General features: G+C 72.9%; 20 protein-coding genes and 1 pseudogene. 15 read left to right on the top strand and 6 right to left on the bottom strand.

Features of this window, described 5'->3' with window-relative positions:
* Positions 1-73 precede the first annotated feature (73 nt).
* The gene (locus ACFW22_RS27245; RefSeq protein ID WP_386409365.1) at positions 74-1441 is read right to left on the bottom strand and encodes an NAD(P)/FAD-dependent oxidoreductase; all 1368 of its coding nucleotides are present in this window, start codon (positions 1439-1441) and stop codon (positions 74-76) included.
* 58 nt (positions 1442-1499) lie between these two features.
* Here ACFW22_RS27245 and ACFW22_RS27250 point away from each other — a divergent pair, with 58 nt between their 5' ends.
* Positions 1500-3080, top strand: a complete 1581-nt coding sequence (locus tag ACFW22_RS27250; protein ID WP_386409367.1) for an aspartate:alanine exchanger family transporter — start codon at positions 1500-1502, stop codon at positions 3078-3080.
* Positions 3081-3222: 142 nt separating this feature from the next.
* Here ACFW22_RS27250 and ACFW22_RS27255 read toward each other — a convergent pair whose 3' ends face one another.
* From ACFW22_RS27255 to ACFW22_RS27265, 3 genes are all read right to left on the bottom strand, one after another.
* Complete coding sequence (locus ACFW22_RS27255; RefSeq protein ID WP_386409369.1) at positions 3223-4407, bottom strand: YncE family protein; 1185 nt, start codon at positions 4405-4407, stop codon at positions 3223-3225.
* A 163-nt stretch (positions 4408-4570) separates the two neighbouring features.
* On the bottom strand, positions 4571-5152 hold the full coding sequence (locus tag ACFW22_RS27260) for a dienelactone hydrolase family protein (protein WP_386409371.1): 582 nt from the start codon (positions 5150-5152) through the stop codon (positions 4571-4573).
* Between the two features lie 168 nt (positions 5153-5320).
* Entirely contained in the window at positions 5321-5593 is a 273-nt protein-coding gene (locus ACFW22_RS27265; protein ID WP_386409373.1) for a hypothetical protein, read from the bottom strand.
* A gap of 190 nt (positions 5594-5783) precedes the next feature.
* Here ACFW22_RS27265 and ACFW22_RS27270 point away from each other — a divergent pair, with 190 nt between their 5' ends.
* The 6 genes from ACFW22_RS27270 (at position 5784) to ACFW22_RS27295 (ending at position 12159) form a co-directional block, all read left to right on the top strand.
* Positions 5784-6992 (top strand): RNA ligase, encoded by a 1209-nt coding sequence (locus ACFW22_RS27270; protein ID WP_386409375.1) that lies wholly within the window; start codon positions 5784-5786, stop codon positions 6990-6992.
* 2 nt (positions 6993-6994) lie between these two features.
* Positions 6995-7927 (top strand): AAA family ATPase, encoded by a 933-nt coding sequence (locus ACFW22_RS27275; RefSeq protein ID WP_386409377.1) that lies wholly within the window; start codon positions 6995-6997, stop codon positions 7925-7927.
* 130 nt (positions 7928-8057) lie between these two features.
* The gene (locus ACFW22_RS27280; RefSeq protein WP_386409379.1) at positions 8058-8759 is read left to right on the top strand and encodes a ribonuclease H; all 702 of its coding nucleotides are present in this window, start codon (positions 8058-8060) and stop codon (positions 8757-8759) included.
* Between the two features lie 287 nt (positions 8760-9046).
* Positions 9047-9730 carry a GNAT family N-acetyltransferase gene (locus ACFW22_RS27285; RefSeq protein ID WP_386409381.1) on the top strand — a complete coding sequence of 228 codons (684 nt, stop codon included), beginning with the start codon at positions 9047-9049 and terminating at the stop codon, positions 9728-9730.
* A gap of 414 nt (positions 9731-10144) precedes the next feature.
* Positions 10145-11239, top strand: coding sequence for an enoyl-CoA hydratase/isomerase family protein (locus ACFW22_RS27290; RefSeq protein WP_386409383.1), 1095 nt, complete (start codon positions 10145-10147; stop codon positions 11237-11239).
* A complete protein-coding gene (locus ACFW22_RS27295; protein WP_386409385.1) occupies positions 11236-12159 on the top strand; it encodes a glutaminase in 924 nt (307 codons plus the stop codon). Before ACFW22_RS27290 ends, ACFW22_RS27295 begins: the two co-directional genes overlap by 4 nt.
* On the opposite strand, the gene ACFW22_RS27300 is transcribed toward ACFW22_RS27295, so the two are convergent.
* Entirely contained in the window at positions 12137-12817 is a 681-nt protein-coding gene (locus tag ACFW22_RS27300; protein WP_386409387.1) for a lysophospholipid acyltransferase family protein, read from the bottom strand. The genes ACFW22_RS27295 and ACFW22_RS27300 overlap by 23 nt on opposite strands.
* A 289-nt stretch (positions 12818-13106) precedes the next feature.
* Here ACFW22_RS27300 and ACFW22_RS27305 point away from each other — a divergent pair, with 289 nt between their 5' ends.
* Positions 13107-15071: an NAD-binding lipoprotein gene (locus ACFW22_RS27305; RefSeq protein ID WP_386409389.1), complete on the top strand. Its 1965-nt coding sequence runs from the start codon at positions 13107-13109 to the stop codon at positions 15069-15071.
* Between the two features lie 198 nt (positions 15072-15269).
* Here ACFW22_RS27305 and ACFW22_RS27310 read toward each other — a convergent pair whose 3' ends face one another.
* Positions 15270-16037, bottom strand: a complete 768-nt coding sequence (locus ACFW22_RS27310) for a class I SAM-dependent methyltransferase (RefSeq protein WP_386409391.1) — start codon at positions 16035-16037, stop codon at positions 15270-15272.
* 93 nt (positions 16038-16130) lie between these two features.
* Between ACFW22_RS27310 and ACFW22_RS27315 the strand changes: the two are divergent.
* The 7 genes and pseudogenes from ACFW22_RS27315 to ACFW22_RS27345 form a co-directional block, all read left to right on the top strand.
* Positions 16131-16424 (top strand): annotated as a pseudogene (locus ACFW22_RS27315) (alpha-hydroxy-acid oxidizing protein); the annotation flags it as partial.
* 171 nt (positions 16425-16595) lie between these two features.
* The gene (locus ACFW22_RS27320) at positions 16596-17393 is read left to right on the top strand and encodes a thymidylate synthase (protein WP_386409393.1); all 798 of its coding nucleotides are present in this window, start codon (positions 16596-16598) and stop codon (positions 17391-17393) included.
* A 20-nt stretch (positions 17394-17413) separates the two neighbouring features.
* A complete protein-coding gene (locus tag ACFW22_RS27325; RefSeq protein WP_386409457.1) occupies positions 17414-17923 on the top strand; it encodes a dihydrofolate reductase in 510 nt (169 codons plus the stop codon).
* A gap of 121 nt (positions 17924-18044) precedes the next feature.
* Positions 18045-18671 carry a YdcF family protein gene (locus ACFW22_RS27330; protein WP_386409395.1) on the top strand — a complete coding sequence of 209 codons (627 nt, stop codon included), beginning with the start codon at positions 18045-18047 and terminating at the stop codon, positions 18669-18671.
* A 364-nt stretch (positions 18672-19035) separates the two neighbouring features.
* Entirely contained in the window at positions 19036-19539 is a 504-nt protein-coding gene (locus ACFW22_RS27335; protein WP_386409397.1) for a hypothetical protein, read from the top strand.
* Positions 19539-20930: a hypothetical protein gene (locus ACFW22_RS27340; RefSeq protein ID WP_386409399.1), complete on the top strand. Its 1392-nt coding sequence runs from the start codon at positions 19539-19541 to the stop codon at positions 20928-20930. The genes ACFW22_RS27335 and ACFW22_RS27340 overlap by 1 nt, the downstream gene beginning before the upstream one ends.
* Positions 20927-22363 (top strand): VWA domain-containing protein, encoded by a 1437-nt coding sequence (locus ACFW22_RS27345; protein WP_386409401.1) that lies wholly within the window; start codon positions 20927-20929, stop codon positions 22361-22363. Before ACFW22_RS27340 ends, ACFW22_RS27345 begins: the two co-directional genes overlap by 4 nt.
* Positions 22364-22377: the final 14 nt, after the last annotated feature.

Consider the following 22377-nt stretch of genomic DNA (forward strand, 5'->3'; position numbering starts at 1 on the left):
GTGACGGACGCGCCCGCCCGGGAGCCCGCGGTGCCGGCCGGCAACGGTCCCGGCACCGCGGGCTCCCGCCGCCCTACCCGACCGCCCCGCGGAACGAGGCGGTGTGACTGCGGACCTGTTCCGGCGTCAGATAGGCGTCCGTGTACTCGAAGTCCCGCAGCGTCCCGGCCTTCGAGGCCAAGAACCCGGTCCGCACGTAGTCGTCGCCGGCGACGGCGTTGAGCAGCCAGTTCGTCATCACCCGGGTCTTGGCCACGTTCGTCCGCAGCGCCGCCCAGTGGTAGCCGCGGGCCACGGCCTGTGCCGGGGCTCCGTGCAGTTCCAGGCCCAGTGGCTTCGACACCCCGTCCATCCCGCCCAGATCCACCACCAGCCCGAGGTCCTTGTGCGTGTACGGACGGATCTCCTCGTGGCGCAGCGTTGCGACCAGGTTGTCGGCGAGGGCCTTGCCCTGCCGCATCGCGTGCTGGGCGGTCGGCGGGCAGATCGCCCCCTCCTCTCCCTTGGCGAGGTCGGGGACCGCCGCCGCGTCACCCAGCGCCCACACCCCGTCCAGGCCCGGTACGTCCATCTCGGCGGAGACGACGAGCCGGCCCCGCAGCGTCTCCGCCCCGAGCGTGCCGATCAGCGGGCTCGCGGCCACGCCGGCCGTCCAGATCAGCGTCCGGCTCGGCAGCACCCGCCCGTCGGTGAGCGTCACCGCCTCGTCGTCGACCGAGCCCACCGAGACGCCGAGCGACACCTCGATGCCGCGCCTGGTCAGGATGTCCATGGCGGCGGCGCCCAGTTTGTCGCCCAGTTCGGGCATCAGCTTCGGCGCGATGTCCACCAGGTGCCACTTGATGAGGCCGGGGTCGAGCCGGGGGTAGCGCTTCACCGCGTTGTGGGTCAGGAGTTGGAGGCACGCCGCCGTCTCGGTTCCCGCGTAACCGCCGCCGACCACCACGAACCGCAGCCGCGCGGCCCGCTCCTCGTCGTCGTTGCTGGCGTCCGCCAGGTCCAGTTGGGCGATCACGTGGTCACGGATGTAGACGGCCTCGGCGAGCGTCTTCATCCCGCGCGCGTGTTCGGCGAGCCCCGGGATGTCGAAGCTGCGGGTCACGCTGCCGGGCGCCAGGACCAGGTGGTCGTACGGCTCGGTCACGTACTCGCCGGAGATCGTCCGCGCCACGCAGACCTTCGCCGCGGTGTCGATGCCGACCGCGCCACCCGGCACGATCCGGGTCCGGTGCCGCTGACTGCGCCGCAGCGACAGCGCCACCGACTGCGGGGTCAGGACCCCCGCCGCCACCTGGGGGAGCAGGGGCAGGTACAGCTGGTAGGAGAACGGCGAGAGCAGGGTGATCTGCGCCTCCCGCTCGGCAAGTCGCCGCTCGAGCCGGCGCACGCAGCCCACTCCGGCGAATCCTGCGCCCACCACGAGAATCCTCGGTCGCGTCACGCTGTCCGCCCTTCCCTATGAGCGTGCAAGAGGCCATCCAATGTGGCTCAGTAAGCCCATGTGGCAATTTTTCGCTGACTATCCGTGGTTCACCCTTTTTATCGTCATTGCGGCCGGATCGCTCTTCGGCATGGTCCGCTTCGGTCCCGTCAAGCTCGGCGCCGCCGGCGTGCTCTTCGTCGGCCTGCTGCTCGGCGCCCTCGATCCCGACATCGGTCCGGCCGTCCCCGCCGGCCTCCCGGTCCTCGGTCTCGCCCTGTACGTGTACACCGTCGGCCTCGAAGCAGGGCCGGCCTTCTTCCGCGAGCTCCGCCCCCAACTGGCCGTGATGACCGGGGCCGTCGTCGCCCTCGTCGTCACCGCCCTCGCCGTCGGCTTCCTCGGCGGCACGGTCCTCGGCATCGGCGGCCCCTACCTCGCGGGTGGATACGCCGGCATCGGCACCACCACCCCCGGCCTCGCCGCCGCCCAGGCCTCCTCCGCCGATCCCACCGAACCCGCCACCGGCTATGCGATCGGCTACCCCCTCGCGGTCGTCCTCACCATCCTCTTCGTCGCCGCGGTCGCCGCCGTACGGAACTGGCCCGGGCGCCGCGACCCCGGCAGCGGACTCCCCGAAGAGCTCGTCACCCGCACCGTCGACGTCACCCGGGCGGTCCACTGGTCCGGGCTCCCCGGAGCGGCCGAGGGCCAGCTCCTCGCCAGCGTCCACCGGCCGGCGGGCGGCACGCCCGGGGTCGTCCGCGACCTCGACGCCCTCGCCCCCGGCGACCAGGTCGTCCTCGTCGGCGGTCCCGGGGCCGTCGCCGCGGGGACCACCGCACTCGGCGAACCGGCCCCGATCCACCTCCTCGACCGCCGTGACGTCGTGGACTACCGCCGGATCCTCCTCACCAACCCCGACCTCGCCGGCCGTACCGTCGCCGAGATCGCCCTCGGCGACCGCTACGGAGCGAAGGCCACCCGGGTCCGCCGGGGCGACCAGGACCTCCTGGCCCACGAGGACCTGCTGCTGCAGCTCGACGACCGGATCCGCGTCGTCATGCCACGGGAACGCACCGCGGAGGTGACCGCCTTCCTCGGTGACACCGAGGCGAAGGTCAGCGAGGTCAGCGCCGTCAGCATGGGCCTCGGCCTCGCCGCCGGCTTCCTCCTCGGCATCCCCTCGCTGACCATCGGCTCCACCACGCTGTCCCTCGGCACCGCCGCCGGGCCCCTCGTGATGGCGATGGTCCTCGGTCGGCTGCGGCGCACCGGCCCCCTCGTGTGGGTCCTGCCCACCCGCGCCAACCTCACGCTCCGCCAGATCGGCCTGCTGGTCTTCCTCGCCTGCGTCGGCCTCAGCTCGGGGTACGCCTTCCGCCGCGACGCCTTCTCCCTCTTCGGTCTGAAACTGCTGGCCGTGCTCCTCGCCGCGGCCGTCCTGAGCTACGCCTCCGTGCTCCTCGTCGCCCGTCTGCTCGGCCAGAGCCGACCCCGCACGATGGGACTGCTCGCCGGCTACGTCGGGAACCCGGCCATCACCGCGTACGCCAACAGCCGGGTCTCCGACAGCAGGGTCAACACCGGCTACGCGACCCTGTTCGCCCTCGCGATCCTGGTCAAGATCGTCTGCATTCAGCTGATCGTGGGCCTCTGAGCAACCGTCGGGGTTCCGCTCGCAGGACCGCGGATCGCGTTGCCGGGGCATCGAGGAGGCGGAAGGCGGAACAGCACGCATGACCACCCGCCGGGTCGGTCACTTCGTCGGCAACCCGTCGACCCGCTCCGTCGGCGCCGGTTCAGAGGACGACGATCCCGAGCGGCCGGGAGCCCGCCGGGAGGCGCCGCGTCCCGCCCGTGCCGAGATCGACGACGGTCAGGCCGTCCCAGTAACCGTCCCGGGTGAAGCCTCCCGTCACATAGGCGGTCCGACCGTCCCGGGACACCGCAACGTTCTCGTGCGGGCCCTCCAAGGGATGGACCCGCTCGGTGCCGTCCGGCCCGCGGACCGTCAGCGAGGGCCCTTCGTCCACGGCCGGGTCGATCGGCCCGGTGCCCACCACCAGCAGCCTCCCGTCGGAGGTCACGGCGGTGCCGTGCTGGTGCGTGTCCGCGGTCATCGGCTCGACCGTCGTCCGGCCCGTCCGGGGATCGACCACCGCGAGCCGCTCCCCCTCGAAGGGCAGCAGCACCTTCCCGTCCGAGGGGCGCACCGCCGCGTAGTGGGGCTTGAGCCAGGAGCCCAGCCCGCCCTCCGTGCCGTAGGGGGCGACCTCCACCCGGCGCGGCTCCAGGGTCGCTGCGGTGACGACCGTGACGTCGAAGGAGTCGTGGTTCGTCACGTACACCTCGGTACCGTCCGGTGAGGCGTCGACGTCGAACGGGCGCCTGCCGACCGGGACGGTGTCCGTGACCTCCAGCGCCGCCGTGTCGATCACCTCCAGGGCACCGTTCCCGCCGGGCACGTTGACCCCCACGTACACCCGCCGACCGTCCGGGGAGAGCGCGATGCCCATGCCTCCGCCCCGGTACTCGCCCGTGGCCACCGGCCCGCTGTCGCTCCGGTACGGGATCAGTGCGAGCCGCTCGCGGTGCACCGTGTCCACGACCGCCACCCCCTCGGCGGTCGCCACCCAGGCCCGTCCGTCCCCGCCGACGGCCAGTCCGTACGGGGCGGTGCCGACCTCCACGGAGCCGACGGCGCCCCGAGCGGAGTCGACGAAGGTGACGGTACGGGCGCCGAAGTCGGTGACGAGCAGGGTCTCCGACGTGGCCGTGCCGTCCGGCGTCGGCGTCACGGTGCCCGGAGGACCGGGGGCGGTCGATCCGTCGGGGACGGCTCCGACCCTGGGTGCGGATGCGGCGGGCGCCGGCGGTCGGTCGGCCGGAACCGTTCCTCCGGAGCAGCCGGTGAGCAGCAGCACGATCACCGCACAGGGCAGGAGCGGCCCCGCGGCACGGGGCGGACGGCGGAACTGCGGCATGTCGGACTCCTCGCTGCGATGACCACGCGGGGGCCGTCCCGAGGCGGCCCCGCCTCGATCCTCCATCCGTGTCCACCCCGTGCGGTCGGCCGTCCGACCCCCTTCCCCCGGCGGATCGGTTGACACCGGGGTCAGCCGATCGGCCGACCCCGGTCGGCTGCGCTCAGCCCGTCACGGCGGCCAGGAAGCACAGCACCCGTTCGATGCACAGCGCAGCCGCCTCCGGCGCGTACTCCGGTGCACCGAGCTCCGCGAAGAGGTGCGCGCTCCCCGGGTACAAGAACAGTTCCCGGTCCACGGCACCGGCCACCAGCTCGCGCGCCGCCTCCAGGTCGCCGTCGCCGACGAAGTACGGGTCGGCGTCCATCGCGTGCACCTGCGCCGGTACGTCCTGCGGCCAGGCCGCGCCGAAGGTCAGGGGCGGGACACACGCACCGAACAGCAGCGCACCGGCGGCGCCGGGCCGGGACTGCGCCAACTTCTGTGCGGGCAGCACGCCGAGCGAGAAGCCGGCGTACACGATCCCCGTGGGCAGCCCCTCGGCGGCCCGCTCGCCCCGCGCCACGAGCACGTCGAAGCCGACCTCCCGGACGAAGCCGGCGGCCGTCTCCAGGTCCGGGAAGGTCCGCCCTCCGTAGAGGTCGGGCAGGTGCACGACGTGCCCGGCCCGCCGCAGTCCGTCGGCGAACGCGCCCACGCCCTCCGTCAACCCGAGCGAGTGGTGGAAGAGCAACACTTCGGCCATGCGGTCGTCCCTACGTCAGCCTGCGCGCCCGCCCCCCCATGAGGGTCGGGTCGTTCCTGCGGCCAGCGTGGCACGCGCCACTGACACGGATGTCGATGCTCGGGTTCCGGTGGCCGCGGTCCCGCCGCAGACGGACGGGGCTCCGGATCCCGGACCGAGCGGAGCCCGTCAGTTCATCGGCCGGTGCGGGACGACGGCGCCGGCCTGGCCGACCATGCCAGCGGGCCCGCCCACGCCCATCGGACCACCGGCACCCGGGTGCGGGGCGCCGGGATGTGCGACGGAGTCCTGCGGCCCCGGGATCCCCTGCGGAGGCATCTGGATCACACGGCTCAGGTCCCGCAGGACTTCCTCGGCGACCTGGCGGACGTCACCGGGAACATCCCCCCGTTCCCGTATGAGCTCGGCGTAGATCGGTGCCGTGCCGTCCGCGTGGTTCATGGGGCTCGCTTCCTTCGACTGCGCCGGTTCCGTCACCGACGGGCGACGCGAGTCTACGGGGAACCACCGACACGCCCGGGATCGGGAGCCGGCGCGGGGCGCCGCCGACGACACCCCGCGCCGGAAAAACGCTGTGCTTCCCGGCCGCACCGACCCGAGAATGGATCATCGAACACCCGGGAGGGACCCCATGGGCCAGGCGCCCCTGACTCTGCACGACCTGATGCCGCCCGACGAGCTCGCCGCGGCCCTCGCGGACGGTCACGTCGCCCGCAAGCGCCACCCCGAGCTGCCGCTGTCGATCTACACGTACACGCGGGCGTGCCAGTACGCCCAGCACTGGAACCGGGTCACCACGCGCTGCCGCGGCCTCGTCCTCGACGACGTCACCGGACGGGTCGTCGCGCTTCCCCTCCCCAAGTTCTTCAACCTCTCCGAGCACGCCGCCGGACGCTCCTACGCGCCCCCGCTGCCCGACGAGCCCTTCGAGGTGTACGACAAGGTCGACGGCAGCCTCGCCGTGGTCTTCCACTACGCGGGCCGCTGGCACGCCGCCTCGAAGGGGTCCTTCACCAGCGGCCAGGCCACCTGGGCCCAGCGCCGCCTCGACGCCGCCGACACCACGGGACTGGTCCGCGGCGTCACCTACCTCGCCGAGGCGCTCTACCCGGGCAACCGCATCGTCGTGAACTACGGCGACCGCCGCGACCTCGTCCTGCTCGCCGCCTTCCGGCCCGACGGCACCGAACTCCCGCTCGCCGACGCCGCCGGAGCATGGCGGCCCCTCGGCGCCGTCGTCCGCTCCTGGCCCGGCATGGAGGTCGACGAACTCGTCGCCCTCACCGAGTCCAGCACCCTGCCCGGAGGCCGTCCGGCCACCGGCACCGACGCCGAGGGCTTCGTCCTGCGCTTCGCCTCCGGCCTGCGCGCCAAGGCGAAGCTCGGCGAGTACGTCCGGCTCCACAAGGTGATCACCGGCGTGACCGAGCGGGACATCTGGCGCAGTCACGGCATCCAGCGCTTCGCCGCGCATCCGGCCGGTGAGCTGGCCTCCGGGCTCGGCTGCTCGGTGGCCGAGGTCGAAGCCTCCGGGGGCAAACCCCTCGATGCGCTCCTCGAACAGGTCCCGGACGAGTTCGACGCCTGGGTGCGCGAGGTCATCGCCCGGCTGGAGACGGCCGCCGCGGACCGCGAGCGGGCCGTCGACGAGGCGTTCGCCACGCTCTCCCACCACGCCGGACACCGGGGCGCCTTCGCCCGTGCCGCCGCGGGCCTCCCCGATCGCGGACTGCGTGCCGCCCTCTTCCTCCGTCTCGACGGGCGCCCCACCGAACTCCTCTCCTGGCGACAGGTGCGCCCCGAAGCCAACGACCCCTTCGCCCACGACAAGGAGAACTGACCGTGCCCGTCGTTCACGTCATGACCGGGCTGCCGGCCTCGGGGAAGACGACTGCCGCCCGCGCCCTCCAGGCGGCAGCCGAGGGGCGGGTGCGCCGCGTCAACCTGGATGACCTGCGTGCCATGCTCGACCTCCCCGCGACGGACCGCAGCCCCGGTGCCGATCCCGCCCGCTCGCACCGCCACGAGCAGACCGTGCTCGACGTCCAGGACGCCGCCGTCCGCGCGGCCGTGGCCGGCGGCTTCGACGTCGTCGTCGACAACACCCACCTGACCCCGCACGTCCCCAAGCGGCTCAAGGCGGCCGTGGCCGGCCTCGCCGCCTTCGTCGTCCACGACTTCACCGACGTGCCCGTCGACGAGTGCGTGCGTCGTGACGCCACCCGCGACCGCCCCGTCGGCGAGGAGGTCATCCGCCTGCTCGCCGCCGCACACGCCAAGGCCACCCGGGGCGGCTGGCGGCTCACCGCGGACTGGATGAACGACCTCCCGGCCGTCGAGCCGTACGTGCCCGACCCGGAGCTCCCCTCCGCCGTCATGTGCGACATCGACGGCACCCTCGCGCTGCGCGTCGACCGCGGTCCGTACGACTTCGGCCGCTGTGACCGCGATCTGCTGAACGACTCCGTGCGCGACGCCCTGCGGGCCTTCCGGAGCGCCGAGCGGGACCGGATCGTGCTCCTCTCCGGGCGCAGCGAGGACCACCGCGCCCTCACCGAGGAATGGCTCGCCCGCCATGAGGTGCCCTACGACGAACTGTGGATGCGGGCCTCCGGCGACGGTCGGGGCGACGACCTCGTGAAGGCGGAGCTCTTCGACGCCCACGTGCGCCACCGCTACGCGGTCCGCGTCTCCCTGGACGACCGCGATCGCGTCGTGGCCCTCTGGCGCAGGATGGGCCTGCCCACCTGGCAGGTCAACTACGGCGCCTTCTGACGGGGCCGGGCGCGCGTGCTGCCCCGCCGGGCTCCGCGCCCCGGGCGTTCCGGGCCGGCCGAGCGGGGCCGGGGCGGCCGAGCGGGGCCGGGGCGGACCGGTGGCCTCCGCGCCGTGCCAGGATCGTGGAATGACGGAAAAGATCATCGCGGCGTGCGACGGCGCGTCGAAGGGAAACCCCGGCCCCGCGGCCTGGGCATGGGTCATCGGCCGTTCCGACGGGACGGTCGACCGCTGGGAAGCGGGCCCCCTCGGCAGGGCGACCAACAACGTGGCCGAACTCACCGCCCTGGAGCGCCTCCTGGAGGTCCTCGACCCGGCCGTGCCCGCCGAGGTCCGCATGGACTCGCAGTACGCCATGAAGGCCGTCACCACCTGGCTCCCCGGCTGGCGCCGGAAGGGCTGGAAGACCGCCGCCGGCACCCCCGTCGCCAACAAGGACCTGGTGGTACGGATCGACGGGCTGCTCAGCGACCGGGACGTCCAGTTCGTCTACACCCCGGCGCACCAGGTCGACGGGGACCCCCTCAACGACGCCGCCGATCGCGCGGCCAGCCACAGCGCCCGCACCCAGCAGCCCATCGGCTCCGCGGGCGGCACCGATCTGCCCCCGGCGGAGCCTGCCACGCGCGCTTCCGCGCCCCGTTCGCGCTCCTCTGCGCCCCGTGCGGGTTCCGGCAGCGCGGGGGGCGGTGCGGGCCGGAGGGGTCGCCCGTCCGGCGGCACGCTCAAGGCGAAGTTCCCGGGGCGCTGCCGCTGCGGACGTGCCTACGACAAGGGCGAGACCATCGCGAAGAACACCGACGGCTGGGGCCATCCCACCTGCGTCTGAGGCAGGGGGCCGTCCGACTGGCGGGCGGCCCCGTCCGCCCCGTGAGACGGGTCATAACGGGTGCGCGGCAGGCTTCATCCCCGCGTGGGCGCGGGTTCTCCCGGGGTTCTGTTCTCGGAGCGGTTGTGGCTGCATACTGATGCTCCTCGCATCCGGTGACGAACCGTTTCACCTGCTGTTTCGTCATTCTCACGACGCTTTCGACACCCGGCGAGAACCCCCTCCTGCTGCCGTCGCGGACTCCCTGCGACGGTGGTCGTCCCTGCCCGTGAAAGACCCGAGGTTCCGTGCCAGTACCTGTTCTCCTGACCGGGCGCTCCGTGCGCCTGGAGCCGCTGGCGATGCGGCACGCCGACGCCCTTGCCCGGGCCGGCGGGGTGGACCGATCGGCCTACGCCTTCACCCCCGTACCCGACGGCCTCGAATCGGCCCTCGACTACATCGCCCGTGCCCTCGCCGACCAAGCGGCAGGCCGCTGCCTACCCTTCGCGCTGGTCAGTACGGCTGACGAGCGAGTCATCGGCTCGACCCGCTTCCTCGAACTCGACTACTGGCGGGGGCCGCTGATCTGGCCGCCCGTTCCCGGCCTGCCCCACGGAGATCCCCTGACGGCGGTCCCGGATGCGGCCGAGATCGGCAACACCTGGATCGCCGGCGACGCCCGGGGAACGGGCATCAACACCGAGGCCAAGTACCTGATGCTCCGGCACGCCTTCGAGACCTGGGGCGTCCGCCGCGTCACCCTGCGTGCCGACGCCCGCAACACCCGCTCCAGGATCGCCATCGAACGCCTCGGAGCGACCTGCGAAGGGGTCCGTCGCGCCCATTCCCGCGGCTTCGACGGCTGTGTCCGCGACACCGCCTTCTACTCGATCCTGGACGAGGAGTGGCCGACCGTCCGGGGCATCGTGGAACTGCGTCTCTCCGCCCCCCGGCAAGTGCGCGTTCCACAGGACCTGCTCCCGGCCTGAGCACCCGGAGGCACCGGACGGGGGCGGTGCCCGACGACCTCGTGGCCGTGCCCCGTGCACGGCGGGGAACCGTCGTGCACCACCCCCGGCGGTCACCCCGGCGGTCACCGCCGCCGGAACCGTCCCGGCGGCCCCCACCGGGACCGCCCCGGCGCTCGCGGCCCCGTCCGACCGGTGGTTCCATGGAAGGGACGGGAAGGACTCGCGTGAGGATGCGGAGTAGCGGTCGCAACCGGGCCGTGCACCGTGCAATCAGGATCCGCGAGAAGCGGATGGGTCCTTCCCGCCCCCACTTCCCACGCCCCGTTCCCCCTTCGCTCCCGCAGCGCCCGTCCGACCGCCCGGCCCTCGGTCCGCCGAGAACGCCCCGGTACGGTGGCCCGGACAGTGAGCCGTGCCACCCGAAGGGACCGAGTGATCGTGCCGACCGGAAGCCCCGACGTACTCCTCCGGACGGAGGGCCGAGCCGGGTTCATCACCCTGAACCGGCCCCGGGCCATCAACGCGCTCACCCATGCCATGGTCCTCGCCGTCGACGACGCGCTGTCACGGTGGGAGCACGATCCGGCCGTCACCACGGTGGTCATCGAGGGCGCGGGGGAACGCGGACTCTGCGCGGGTGGCGACATCCGGGCCATCCACGACGACGCCCGCGCCGGAGGCTCCGCCTCCGCAGCCTTCTGGCAGGACGAGTACCGCCTCAACGCCCGCATCTCCCACTACCCCAAGCCCTATGTCGCGCTCATGGACGGCATCGTCATGGGCGGCGGCGTGGGCGTCTCCGCGCACGGCTCCGTCCGCGTGGTCACCGAGCGTTCCCGGGTCGCCATGCCCGAGACGGGCATCGGATTCGTCCCCGACGTCGGCGGTACGCACCTCCTCGGTCGTGCCCCCGGCGAGCTCGGCACCCACCTCGCCCTCACCGGTGGCCAGATCGGTGCCGCCGATGCGGTGCTCACCGGCCTGGCCGACCGCTTCGTGCCCACCGCCGAACTGCCCGCGCTGATCCACGACCTCAAGGACCTTCCGGCGGACCTGGCCCTCACCCGTCATGCCGCCTCACCCCCGCCGGGCGTCCTCGCCGAGCAACGGGAGTGGATCGACGCCTGCTACACCGCCCCGACCGTGGAAGAGATCGTCGAGCGCCTCTTCGACGCCGGCGTGCCCGCCGCCAAGGAGACGGCCGAGATCCTCCTCGCCAAGTCTCCGACGGCCCTCAAGGTCACCTTGACCGCCCTGCGCCGTTCCCGGGTCCTCGCCACCCTGGAAGAGGCCCTCGACCTGGAGTACCGGGTCTCCTGCGCCGCCCTGAACAGCCTCGACCTGGTCGAGGGCATTCGCGCCCAGGTCGTCGACAAGGACCGCAATCCCCGCTGGACCCCGGCCACCCTCCCCGAGGTGACGGACGCCGAGGTGGCGCGCTGGTTCGCCGCGCCGGCCGGCGGTGACCTCGGCTTGGCCGCCGAAGCCGCCGAAGCCGCCCACCGCGGAGCGCGGGGCGGCGCGTGACCACGAACACCTCGTTCCAGCCCGTGCTCGACCGCATCCTCGAGGAGGTCACCGAGCTCACGGACCGGGGAACCCCGGCCGATTACATCCCCGCCCTCGCCGCGGGCGATCCCCGTGACTTCGGCATGGCGGTCGCCGAACTCGACGGCACCGTCTACGGGGTGGGGGACTGGCGGCGCCCCTTCTCCACGCAGTCCGTCACCAAGGTCTTCACCCTCGCGCTCGCCCTTGCGGGGGAGGGGGACGCACTCTGGGCCCACGTGGGGCGGGAGCCTTCGGGTGACCCCTTCAACTCCCTCGTGCAATTGGAGTACGAAAACGGCATTCCGCGGAACCCGTTCATCAACGCGGGCGCCCTCGTCGTCACCGACCGACTGCACCGCCTCACCGGCGACGCCTCCGGAAGCCTGCTCGCCTTCCTGCGCGCGGAGAGCGGCAACCCGGACCTCGCCTTCGACGACGGCGTCGCCGACTCCGAGGCCGCCCACGGCGACCGCAACGCGGCCCTGGCCCACTTCATGGCCTCCTACGGCAACATCACCGGGCCCGTCTCCGACCTGCTCCGGGAGTACTTCCGCCAGTGCTCGCTGGAGGCGTCCTGCGCCGATCTCGCCCTCGCCACCGGCTTCCTCGCCCGGCACGGTCTCCGCGCCGACGGCAGCCGTCTGTTGAGTCGCAGCCAGGCCAAGCAGGTCAACGCCGTCATGCTCACCTGCGGCACCTACGACGCGGCGGGTGACTTCGCCTACCGCGTCGGTCTCCCGGGCAAGAGCGGCGTCGGCGGGGCGGTCGTCGCCGTCGTTCCCGGGCGCTGCACCCTGTGCGTGTGGAGCCCCGGACTGGACAGCCGGGGGAACTCGGTGGCGGGTGTCACCGCCCTCGACCGCTTCACCACCATCACCGGGCTGTCGGTGTTCTGACCAGGGCTGCCGGCTCGCCGAGGGCACCCGCCGCCGTCCGCCAGGCCGCCATCACGGCCCCGTGGGCGAGTTCCGTCGCGGCGGTCACCTCCTCGGGCAGTCGCAGCGGCGCCCCGATGTGGACGTGCAGCCCCGGCCTGCGGATGGGCGCGGTGAGCACTCCTGCGATCTGCTTCACCCGTCCGCCCGAGGTGATCCGCCGGGCCCCGGCCTGGCCGATCGGCACGACGGGCGCCCCCGTGTCCCGGGCCAGCCGGGCGAGCCCGGTGCGGAAGACCTCCGGCGGGTTCTCGGACGCGTCCCGACGCGGCGGGATGCGTCCCTCGGCGTACATCATCACGTGCCGGCCCGAGGCGAGCGCGACCGCCGCGTGGTCGAGGGCGGTCGCGGCACGGGACGACCGGCGGTGGACGGGCACGTGACCTTCGCGGGTCAGGACCCGTCCGAGGAGGGGCACCCGCCACAGTCCCGAAGTCGCCAGCAGCACGGGCTCGACCGCGAGTTCCTTGCGGAGCGCGGCGAGCACCAGCGCCGGATCGGCCAGGGAAGTGTGGTTCACGACCAGGATGCTGCCCGGCTCGACGCGGACCCCGGGGTCCTTGGTGACGGTCAGTCGGCCGAAGAACGGGACGACGCGGGCGGCGAGGCGGCTGAGCACGGGGGTCTCCCTGGATCCGTGGTGGAACGCTGAGGGGACCATCCTCCGGGAACCGGGCCGCACGGACATGAGCACCCGTACTCAACTGCCGTGCGCACCAGCGCACTCAACCGTCCCGTGCGCTTCCGTCCGGCGGGGCCGCGCGGAGGCCCGGTCGATCCGCACGCCTGATCGCCCGTGCCCCCCTGCCCCCTCCCCACGGATCACGAAGGGATGAATGTGCCCCGATCCCGCCCCGCCGTCCAGGACGGGACGGGACGCTGCCCCTGTGCAAAAAGAAGGCAAAAGGGTGGTTCCCGGGCAGCGGGGCGCGGTGCAGGAGGGCGGCCCCGTTCGGATCGGAGAAGCACCCGACCGGCCCGCGTACCGTCCCCCCTCGGTCCGGGCGCGCTTCCGCTACTGGTTCGACACCACGCTCACCCGCGGCACGCCCGCGCTCTGCGCCTGGCTGGCCCTCGTCTGCCTGGCGGTCGTCGTCCCCGTCAGCACGCTCCTGGCCTGGACCGACCAGCGGGCCCCCGCCTCCCTCGGCGACAGGGTCGCGGCGGTGTGGCGCAACACCGGACAGACCCTCCGCCTCGGCGGCGAAGTGGGCCCGCCGTTGCGCGTCGCCCTCTCCGTGCTCCTCGCCCTCATCGCACTGTTCTACGTCTCCACGCTGGTCAGTTTGATCACCGCCGGCCTCACCGACCGCGTCATCGCCCTCGGACGGGGACACGCCAGGGTCCTGGAGAGCGGGCACACCGTCGTCCTCGGTTGGTCCGAACAGGTCCCCACCGTCGTCTCCGAACTGGTGGCCGCCCACACCGACGGGCGCCGCCGCGTCGTCACGCTGCTCGCGGACCGTGACAAGGCCTCCATGGAGGAGGACCTCCACGCCGCCGTCGGCACCACGGGCCGCACGCGGGTCATCTGCCGCAGCGGCCGTCCCACCGACCCCGTTGCGCTCGCCCGGGTGAGTCCCGGGACCGCGGACAGCGTCCTCGTCCTGCCCCATGACGACCCCCGCGCCGACGTCGAGGTCGTGAAGACCCTGCTGTCCCTGTCGGCCGCCGTGGGGGAAGGGCACCCCGTACGCGTCGTCGCCGCCGTGCGCGACGACCACTACCTCACCGCAGCCCGGCTGGCCGGCGGCCCCCTGGCGACCGTCCTCGGCACCGACGACCTCGCAGCACGGCTCCTCGTCGACTGCGCACGACGTCCCGGACTCTCCCTCGTCCACCAGGAACTCCTCGACTTCGCCGGGCACGAGTTCCACACCCTGCGGGATCCGGGCCTGTCCGGTCTGACCTTCGAACAGGCCGACCGCGCCTGCCCCGTGTCCACGGCCGTCGGCATCGTCCACCGGGACGGAACCGTCGCGCTCAACCCCCCGGGTCGCGTGCGGTTGCTCGCCGACGACGCGCTCCTCGTGATCGCCGAGGACGAACGGTCGACCCGACTGTCCTCCACCCCCACCCCGTACGATCCGACGGCACTCGTCCAGGCGCCGCCCGAATCCCCTGCAGGACCCGAACGCGTCCTCCTCCTGGGCTGGAACCGCCGGGCCCACCGGATCGTCGACCGACTGGCGCTCCACACGCCGCTCGGCTCCACCCTCGACGTCGTGGCCGGGTCGGACGCGGATGCCCTCACCCGCATCCGGGGGGCCACCGAAGCAGCCGGCGCCCGCATGGCGGTGCGCCACCGGTCCGGCGAACCCACCTCGCACGAGACGACGGACGCGCTGGACCCCACCGGATACGACTCGGTGATCGTGCTCGGCCCCGACCACCGACCGGGCCACGCAGATCCGGACGACCAGACGCTCGTCACCCTCCTCCACCTGCGGGCCACGGAACGGGAGGCCGGTCGCCCCGTACCGGTCGTCATCGAAATGGCCGACGACCGCAACCGGCTGCTCAGTCCCCACGGCCGCCGAGCCGACTACGTGGTCAGCGGCCGGCTCGTCGGGCTCCTCATGACCCAGATCTCGCAGAGCCCCCATCTCGCCACCGTGTTCGAGGAGCTCCTCGCCCCCGGCGGCAATGCCCTCCACCTCCACCCCGCGGGGCACTACGTGACGACCGGACGCACCGCCTCCTTCGCCACCGTCGTGGAGTCGGCCGCCCGACGGGGCGCCCGCGCCATCGGATACCGCTCCCGTCCGGCGACCGGCCCGGACCACGGCCTCCACCTCAACCCGCCCAAGGCACAGGTCCGGTACTGGCATCCGCAGGACGAGGTCGTGGTCATCGCACGGGAACACCGGTGACACCCGAACGGGCCATCGCCGGAGCGATCCCGGAGCGATCCCGGAGCGGGGTGAACCGGCGCCGACCGTTCTCCCCGCGGCTCCTGCAGAAGCCCCCACGGGGGACGGGCCTGTGCGGCCGTCACCGTGCGGCGCACCGCGGGCTCCGGCGGCGCACCGCGGGCTCCGGCGGCGCCCCGCCGGCGTGTCGGGCCGGCCCTACACCCGTGCGGCGGGCTTCCGGGCCTCGATCAGGGTCCGTGCGGAGTGGGCCACGAACGGTCCCTCCGCACGGATCCGCGCGTCCAGCTGGCGCAACCGGGGCAGCTGTGCGTCGACCGTGAACCCCGGCACGATCCAGATGACCTTGCGCAAGAACCAGACGACCGCGCCGACGTCGTGGAACTCCACGCGCAGCCGTTCGGCGCGCACGTCCACCACGTCGAGCCCGGCGGCGCGCGCCGCGGCGGCCTCGTCGTCGGGGTGACGGGCCCGGGCCGCCTCGGGCTGCGGCCCGAGGAACCACTCGACCAGTTCCCACATGCTGGAGGGACCCACGTGCTGGGCGAGGTAGCTGCCGCCCGGGCGCAGGACCCGGGCGATCTCCGTCCACCACACGGTGGCCGGATGACGACTGGTGACGAGGTCGAACGCGGAGTCGCCGAAGGGCAGCGGCGGCTCGTCGGGGTCGGCGACGACGACCACCCCCCGGGGGTGGAGCCGCTCGGTGGCCCGTGCGACGTTCGGGGGCCACGATTCGGTCGCCGCCATCGTGGGCGGCAGTACCGGAACCGTGTCCAGCACCTCCCCACCGCCCGTCTGGACGTCCAGCCCCGCCGACGCGGTGGCGAGCCGTTCCGCGAGGAGCCGGTGGTACCCCCACGACGGCCGCTCCTCGCTGGCCCGGCCGTCGAGCCACGAAAAGTCCCAGCCGTCGACCGGAGCCCCGGAGGCTTCCGCGACGAGGTCTTCGAAGGTGCGCGTCATCCCTGAATGATCACACCTTGCGGAGCCGTGGTCCTGCTCATTTCCCGGGCGTCGGAAACCCGGCGGGCCCGCACCTTCGTCCCGCGAGCGCGCGGACTGCCCGCCCTCGATGCGCTCCCCGGAGGCGCCGCCGCCGAAGGCCTGCCCGGGCTCTTCGACTCCGGCGTCCGCACCGGCGCCGACGTCGTCAAGGCCCTCGCCCTCGGGGCCACGGCGGTCGACATCGGCCGCCCGTACGCCTACGGGCTCGCCCTCGGCGGCGAGGACGGCGTCGTCCACGCCCTCCGCTCCCTGCTCGCCGAAGCCGACCTCATCCTCGCCGTCGACGGGTATCCGACCCTGGACGCCCTCCGCTCGGACGGAGCCCTGCGGCCCCTCGCGACCTGAGGCGCGCCCGGACCGCGACGGGCAGCGACGCAGCGCCCGCCGCACGCGCGGAGGAGATCCGGCCCGACCGGCGGCGGCTTTCCGTCCGTCCTGTCGGTGCCGCGCCGGGGAAGGACCCCAGCGGCCGGGCGTGTCGAGCACGCCCGGCGGGCGGCAGTAGAATCGATCCCCGTGGCGGATACTCAGTACGAAGACCTGTTGAGACTGGTGCTCACCTCCGGTACGGCCAAGGCGGACCGGACGGGCACGGGCACCCGGAGTGTCTTCGGACACCAACTCCGCTACGACCTCTCACAGGGGTTCCCGCTGGTCACCACCAAGAAGGTGCACCTCAAGTCGATCGTGTACGAGCTGCTGTGGTTCCTGCGCGGCGACTCGAACGTCGGCTGGCTGCGGGAGAACGGCGTCACCATCTGGGACGAGTGGGCCGACGAGAAGGGCGAGCTCGGCCCGGTCTACGGGGTGCAGTGGCGCTCCTGGCCCACGCCCGACGGGCAGCACATCGACCAGATCAGCCAGGTCCTCGACACCCTGCGGCGCGACCCGGATTCCCGCAGGATGATCGTCTCCGCCTGGAACGTCGCCGAGCTGGACCGGATGACCCTCGCCCCGTGCCACGCCTTCTTCCAGTTCTACGTCGCCGACGGCAAGCTCTCCTGCCAGCTGTACCAGCGCAGCGCCGATCTGTTCCTGGGCGTCCCCTTCAACATCGCCAGCTACGCCCTGCTCACCCACATGGTGGCGCAGCAGACGGGCCTGGAGCCGGGCGATTTCATTTGGACCGGTGGCGACTGCCACATCTACGACAACCACGTCACCCAGGTCACCGAGCAGCTCTCGCGCACCCCGTTCGACTTCCCCGAGCTGCGCCTCAGGAAGGCCGATTCGATGTTCGACTACGCCCGTGCCGACGTGGAGGTGCTGGACTACCGGCACCACCCGGCGATCAAGGCTCCGGTCGCGGTATGAACGGCGGGGCGGACGAGCACGTGCACATCGGACTGATCTGGGCGCAGAGCACCAGCGGCGTGATCGGCGCGGACAACGGCATCCCGTGGCGCCTCCCCGAAGACATGGCGCACTTCAAGGCCACGACCCTCGGGCAGCCGGTGATCATGGGGCGCAGGACCTGGGACTCGTTGCCGGCGCGGTTCCGTCCGTTGCCCGGCAGGCGCAACGTCGTGGTGACGCGCGACCCCCGGTGGGCGGCCGAGGGCGCGGAGCGCGCCGGATCCATCGATGCCGCGCTGGCCCTGGTCTCCGGGTCGCCCGTCCCCGCCGGGGGGGCGGCAACGGCCTGGGTGATCGGGGGTGGCGAGGTGTACCGCGCGGCCCTGCCGTACGCGAGGACGCTCTCGGTGACCGAGGTCGACACTCCGGTGACCGGGGACACCCACGCCCCGACCATCGAGCCGGCGTGGCAGATCACCGCGGACACCGGCTGGCTCCGCTCCACGTCGGAGCTCCGCTACCGCATCCGCAGCTACACCCGCCCGTAGGGGCCGCAGGCCGGCGGGGGCGTGCTGCGCGGAAGCTCCCGCAGCACGCCCCGGGCCGGCCGCACACGACCGCGAAACCGCCGCCGTCCCCTGCGGCCGCGCGGTGCCCTAGGGTCACGGCATGCGACGGAGGACCGGGTTGGCGGTGGCGGGGGCGGCGGCCCTGGCGTGGGGCGAGTGGCTCAACCGGCGTTGGTCCCGCACCCTCGTCGGGCACGCCGAGGGCCCCGTCGAGGCGGTGGTCGTCTTGGGGTACCGGAACCCCCGGGACCGGGCCAACCTCGTCAACCGCTGGCGCGTCCGCGCTGGCATCCGCTCCCTTGCCGCCGGCCGCACGCGAGACGCGCGCCTGGTCTTCAGCGGCGGCGCGGTCGGCGGTGACGTCCCCGAGGCCCGACTGATGGCCCAGTACGCGAGGGCCGTCCTGGCGTTCCACGGCACGGTGCTCCTCGAAGAACGCAGCAGGACGACATGGGAGAACGTCACCCGGGTGATCCCCCTGATCGAGGACGTCGACCGCATCAAGATCGCCTCACAACCGGCCCATGCGCTCAAGGCACGCGCGTACTTGTGGCGGCAGCGCCCCGATCTCGCCGAGAGGCTCGTGCGCGCGGACGACTACCGGCCCGGTGAGTGGCTGGTCGCCAAACCGCTGCTGGCGCTCCACGGACTGTGGACGCTCCGCGGCCTCACCACGGAGGAACGGACCCGCGTGCGGCGCCGGGCCGGGCGACCGGCGGTTCGGTGACGGAACCGGGGGCCGGATCCTCCGCGGCCCCCTCGTAGGACGGTGTGGAAGGGCGCGGGAGCGGTAGGCGGACCGGGCGCCCCGGGGATGCGCCGGCCGGTCGGAGCCGGCGCGCCGGGACGCCCGGCGAACCCCTCCCGCGCCTCGCCGCGCCCTCCTGTCCGTCGTGCACCCGACCCCTCCGCGCACGCCTCCCCAGCCGTGTTCCGCTCCCCGCGGACTTCTCCGGTGCAGGGCCGTGACGTACCGCCAGAAGCCCTCTGAGGGAGACGTCCAGAGGCGATGTCAGTGGGCCCCGTTAGGTTCGTCGTTGTTCCGCCGCTCCGGCGTGAGCGTCCCCTTTGGCGTGCATGGGAGAAGTGTGTTGTCGGTCTGGGAGAAGTCGAGTGCGGCGCGGGTGGTACTGCCCGCGCGGCCACGGAAACTGGCCAAGGTGCCGTTCGTCGAACTGGCGGACGGACGCCTGCAGGGCGTGGTGTCCAGCGGGTCCGACATAGGGCGCGTGTACGTGTCCTCGATCGCCGCCGGGACGTACGCGTTCGCCTGCAGCACCAACAACAACCGTCCCTGCGGGGGTGCCCGCGGAGCGTTCTGCAACCACCTCCGTGCCCTCGTCACCGAGGCCGTCCTCCAGTACGGCGCGGAGCGCGTCGCCCGCTATCTGAAGGTGGACGCGGTCGAGCGGGAGGCCGACGCCCCGACGCTGCTCTCGGCCATGACCGCCACGCGCCCCGCCCAGGGGGACGCCTCGGCCGCCGCCCCGGTCTTCAACAGGTTCCTGAGGCACCTCGCCTATCTCGAACTGGAGCCGACCACGGCACCGTTGACCGAGATGCAGTGGTTCCCGCCGACGAGGGCGGTGGCCTGATGCGCATGGATCTCCTCGATGACCCCCTCGACGGACTGCACGAGGCGCTCGAAGCCGTCGACGGGTTCGACGCGGCGCTCGTGGGAGGACTGCTCCGCCCACAGCCCGCCCAAGCGGAAGGCCTTGCCGCGTTCCGGGCCGCGTTCGTCGGCAGCCCGCTCGCCGGCCTCGTCGCCGAGGCCGCGGACAAGGCTGCTGTCGGTGCCGCGGGCGAAGACCACTTCGTGGCGCTTGCGGCGGCCCGCTCCGCACTCATGGGATCCGTCCACGACGCCCTGACGGTCCGCATCGGAGACGTCACCGGTCGCCCGGCGCCCGAAGCGCCGGCGCAGGGCAGCAGCGGGGAGGAGCCCGCCGCGAACGTCCTCGCCGCGGCCCGGGCCTGGTTGTGCGACCTCGCCCGCGCCGGCTGGCGGGGCATCGACCACGAACTCGTCGGCGGTGCCGCACCCGTGGTTTCCGCGATGCTCCCGGACCCCCGACTGCGCCGGCAGGCGACGCTGCTCGACGGCTTCTCGGCCGAACTCGCCGCCTCCTGCCCGGGCGCAGCCCTGGAGCGCGTCCCGGCCCGTCGCTGGGCCGACCTGTGGGCGCGCGCCCTGTTGCTGACGCTGCCCGCAGCGACCCGAGCCCCCCACACCTCCACCGTGACCGGTCGTCTGCTGCCGCTCGGCGTGGACGTGCAGGAGCACGCCACCGCCGTACAGGCCCAGGTCCACGCCGTGTTCGAACCCGCGGACGGCACACCAGCGAGGCTGGTCCGGGCCGCGGTGTCCGCTCCCAAGCCGGACACCGTCGTCGGTGCCGGCCTCTGGCAGCTGCTCCGGCCCCGAATGTCGCTGCTGGCCGCAGTGAGCGAGGGCTCCTCGATGGAGCTCGACGCCATGCCCGTCACCTCCGAGGGCGACCTGATCTGGGACGACGAACGCGCCCGGGCAGGAGGACCGGCCGACCCCTTCGCCACGGCCCGGGTCGCCCTCTCCACCACGACCGATCCGGTCATTGCGCCGCTGGACCGCCATCCGGCCCGCATCGCCGTGCCCGTCCTGCTGGAGGGGTACACGGCGGAAGACGAGGAGGGAGCGACGGCGTTCGTCTTCGCGGGCCACCGGCTGCCCGTCGACACCGACCGCCTTCCGGTCGCCAGCCCGCTCTCCCCGGAGGCGATCGCCGCTTCCGGGGCGTGCCTGGGGCTGCTCCGCTGGGACGCCGGGGAGTTCGTCCTGCAACCGCTCGCCGTCGAGACGACGGTCCGGAAGAAGACGATCGCCGTCCACGCGGGCGCGTGGGCCGGAGGCACCACCGACAAGGCCGGGGTGCGCGCGGAGAAGGCGGCCACGGACTCGGTCGCGGTGCTGCGTGAGCGGGCCGGAAGGCTGCTGCGCCGATGACCGACCGCTCTGCCGCACCGGCCCCGTCGAAGGGGGCCGACGCCCCCGCCGAACCGCCCGCCACCACGTCGTCGCCCCGGCACGCCCCATCGGCGTCCAGTGGGCCCGATCCCCACGACAACCGACGCCAAGTCCTCTACTGGCGACTCCTCGCCCGGCTCTTCGACTCCGAGGAGCATGCCTCCCTGGAATCGGCGAGCCTCGACGTCGTCGAAGACATCGGCCTACCGGCCGCGCTGCTCGACCCCACCGTTTCCGTGGACTCTGTCATCCAGCGCCATCCGGGGCTGGCCGAAGAGTTCGACGGCCTGATGGCCCGGGAGCCCGAGCCGGACGGTACCCGTGACCGGGCAGCCGAAGTGAGGCGCGCCGCACTCGCGTCCAAGCTGTTGCTCAACGTCTTCGCCACCGGCTCCGGCACGGTGTCCGCCGGACAACTCGCCCGCTGGCAATCGGACACGGGGTGGTTGGAGCGTTCGTTCGGCCGTCCACCCGGCGGTCTGCGCGCCGAGGGAGCGGCGGGCGGGGCGCGCAGCGGTGGCGGCCTCGGCCCCGAACTCGGGGCCATCGAAGCCGACCTCGTCCACCGCATGCACCTGCGCGAAGTGCTGGCCGACCCTGCGCTCGCCGCACGGCTCACCCCCAGCATGTCCCTGATCGAGCAGCTCCTGCGGGACAAGGGCAACCTCTCCGGCGTGGCCCTGGCCAACGCCAAGGCGCTGATCAAGCGCTATGTCGACCAGGTGGCCGAAGTGCTCCGCACCCAGGTGGAGAAGGCCACCGTCGGTGAGCTCGACCGTTCGATCCCGCCCAAGCGGGTCTTCCGCAACCTCGACCTCGACCGCACCATCTGGAAGAACCTCACCAACTGGAGCCCGGAGGAGGAGCGGCTCCACGTCGACCGCCTCTACTACCGCCACACCGTCCGCAGGACCACCCCACAGCGGCTCGTGGTCGTCGTGGACCAGTCCGGTTCCATGGTCGACTCGATGGTCAACTGCACCATCCTCGCCTCGATCTTCGCCGGACTGCCCAAGGTGGACGTCCACCTCATCGCGTACGACACCCGCGCGATCGACCTCACCCCGTGGGTGCACGACCCGTTCGACGTGCTCCTCCGCACCAACCTGGGCGGCGGCAACGACGGACCGGTGGCGATGGCCATGGCGAGACCGAAGATCGCCGAGCCGAAGAACACCGTCATGGTCTGGATCTCCGACTTCTACGAGTTCGACCGCTCGCAGCCGCTGTTCGAAGGCATCGAAGCGGTCCACCGATCCGGGGTCCGCTTCATTCCGGTCGGTTCGGTGACCAGCTCTGGACGGCAGGAGGTCAACCCCTGGTTCCGGGAGCGGTTCAAGGCGCTCGGCACCCCGGTGGTCTCCGGACACATCAACAAGCTCGTGCACGAACTCAAGACCTTCCTCACCTGACCCCACCACCGAAA

This window comes from Streptomyces sp. NPDC058872, assembly GCF_042743065.1.
Lineage (GTDB): Bacteria > Actinomycetota > Actinomycetes > Streptomycetales > Streptomycetaceae > Streptomyces.

Excerpts from the sequence above, each read along its gene's own strand:
- ACFW22_RS27250 (WP_386409367.1), top strand. The coding sequence starts at position 1,500 with ATGTGGCAATTTTTCGCTGACTATCCGTGGTTCACCCTTTTTATCGTC.
- ACFW22_RS27255 (WP_386409369.1), bottom strand. The coding sequence starts at position 4,407 with ATGCCGCAGTTCCGCCGTCCGCCCCGTGCCGCGGGGCCGCTCCTGCCC.
- ACFW22_RS27260 (WP_386409371.1), bottom strand. The coding sequence starts at position 5,152 with ATGGCCGAAGTGTTGCTCTTCCACCACTCGCTCGGGTTGACGGAGGGC.
- ACFW22_RS27265 (WP_386409373.1), bottom strand. The coding sequence starts at position 5,593 with ATGAACCACGCGGACGGCACGGCACCGATCTACGCCGAGCTCATACGG.
- ACFW22_RS27270 (WP_386409375.1), top strand. The coding sequence starts at position 5,784 with ATGGGCCAGGCGCCCCTGACTCTGCACGACCTGATGCCGCCCGACGAG.
- ACFW22_RS27280 (WP_386409379.1), top strand. The coding sequence starts at position 8,058 with ATGACGGAAAAGATCATCGCGGCGTGCGACGGCGCGTCGAAGGGAAAC.
- ACFW22_RS27310 (WP_386409391.1), bottom strand. The coding sequence starts at position 16,037 with ATGACGCGCACCTTCGAAGACCTCGTCGCGGAAGCCTCCGGGGCTCCG.
- ACFW22_RS27330 (WP_386409395.1), top strand. The coding sequence starts at position 18,045 with ATGCGACGGAGGACCGGGTTGGCGGTGGCGGGGGCGGCGGCCCTGGCG.
- ACFW22_RS27340 (WP_386409399.1), top strand. The coding sequence starts at position 19,539 with ATGCGCATGGATCTCCTCGATGACCCCCTCGACGGACTGCACGAGGCG.
- ACFW22_RS27345 (WP_386409401.1), top strand. The coding sequence starts at position 20,927 with ATGACCGACCGCTCTGCCGCACCGGCCCCGTCGAAGGGGGCCGACGCC.